The following is a 1,491-nucleotide window of genomic DNA, read 5'->3' on the forward strand; positions in this document are numbered from 1 at the left end:
AGCATCTGCTGGCGGATGACACCATGCCGACCGCCGCCGTGCTGGAACAACCTCTGATGCCGGAGCTGGCGTCGATTGCCGGGACGATCCGGGAGTTGTGCCGTATCTTCCCCTGACGCTGGCGCGTGTCGGCTGGAAGGGGTTGAAACGGCCGGAATTGTGATCGACTTCACGCTTCCGCTTCCGCGATCATGCGCATGGCATCATCAAGCACGGTCTTCCGGAACTCGGGCCTGACCTGACCGTCGAGGGAGAGGATTGCGATCTTGATCTGCAGCTCGGCGCGGTTGTTTGCCGGGTTCCGGGCGATGTGGTTCTCGATGGCTGTGATGCGGGTGGCGATGGTGGTCATGGCGGCGAGGTGGGCGTGGCCGGTAGCGGTTGCGAAGCCGGCACTGGCAGCGCGGCGGTCGTGACGGGCGTGGGTGGTCCAGGCACGCTGCCAGTCGGCGAGGGCGGTGGTGAAGATCTTGCGCGGGGTTTGGGACCGGGGTTGGGGCATGGGGCGCCTCGCCGTTGCTGGAAGGGATGATGTGGAAGAAAACCGGGCCTCCCCGGGGTTCTGGAGTCTTTATCGCTGCGCTGGTGGGGGCGTGGCCACTGCCGGGGCGGCATTCTTCAGCCTGTTCGGCAGGCCGGAGGCTGAGAAGCGTCGGGCGATGAAGACCCGCTTTCCGGCTCGGGCGCTGCGGCCACGACCTCGATCGTCCTGACCTGATCGAGCCATTCTGCGGCGTCTTTGCCGGAGAGTTCGCGGTGGCTGGCGAGGGTTTGGGCCATGTCTTCAAGCAGGTTGCGATGGTTGGCCAAGATCGCCAACGCCTGCGCCTCGGCCGCCTCGATGCGGGCGCGCAGGCGTTGGCGGGTTGCCTTGTCGTGCAGCCAATCGGAACTCTCGCCAAGCCAGAGCGGGCCCTCGGCGCCGAGGCCGAAGCGGGTCTCGATGGCCAGCGCGACGCGAGTGGCCAGCGCCAGATCGGAGTCGTCGGGGCCGCCGGCGCCCGAGCTGACCGTGCCGAAGATCAGCCGTTCGGCGGCGCGGCCGGCCACGAGTTCGGCCAGCAGGTCGGTGTGATCGGCGATCAGGCCGGCGCGCGGGGCGCGTCGGATGCGGGTCTGGCCGCCGGTGCGGTCCAGCGCGATGTGCTGGATCTGGCCATGGCCAAGCGCCGCCGTCACCAGCGCATGGCCGCATTCATGGATGGCGATGCGCCGCGTCATCGCGGGGTCATCATCGGCGCCAAAGGCCGCGCGCAGATCCTCGGCCGTGACCCGGCGTCCGGCGCGGCGGGCCACTCCGCGCAAGTTGCGCAGCCCGGCGTCGAGATCGGCCATGCTGTGGCCGACGGCCTGATGCGCCAGCGCGCGGATCTCGGGCTCGGGCAGGGTCAGATGGCGGCGCAGCACGCCCGCCAGCGCTGCGGCATCGGGCAGCGGCACGGCCAGACGCAGGTCGAAGCGGCCCGGGCGCAGCACGGCCGGATCGATCAA

The 1,491-nt window shown here is 69.5% G+C and carries 2 protein-coding genes; both read right to left on the reverse strand.

Going from position 1 to position 1,491, the window contains the following annotated elements; translation table 11 throughout:
- Window positions 1-169: 169 nt before the first annotated feature.
- Window positions 170-502, reverse strand: coding sequence for a hypothetical protein (locus DFP89_RS20000; protein ID WP_114351043.1), 333 nt, complete (start codon window positions 500-502; stop codon window positions 170-172).
- 116 nt (window positions 503-618) lie between these two features.
- Window positions 619-1,491: ATP-dependent metallopeptidase FtsH/Yme1/Tma family protein (locus tag DFP89_RS20005; RefSeq protein ID WP_484216266.1), on the reverse strand; the 873-nt coding region annotated here is incomplete at its 5' end.

Source organism: Paracoccus lutimaris, from assembly GCF_003337565.1.
Lineage (GTDB): Bacteria > Pseudomonadota > Alphaproteobacteria > Rhodobacterales > Rhodobacteraceae > Paracoccus > Paracoccus lutimaris.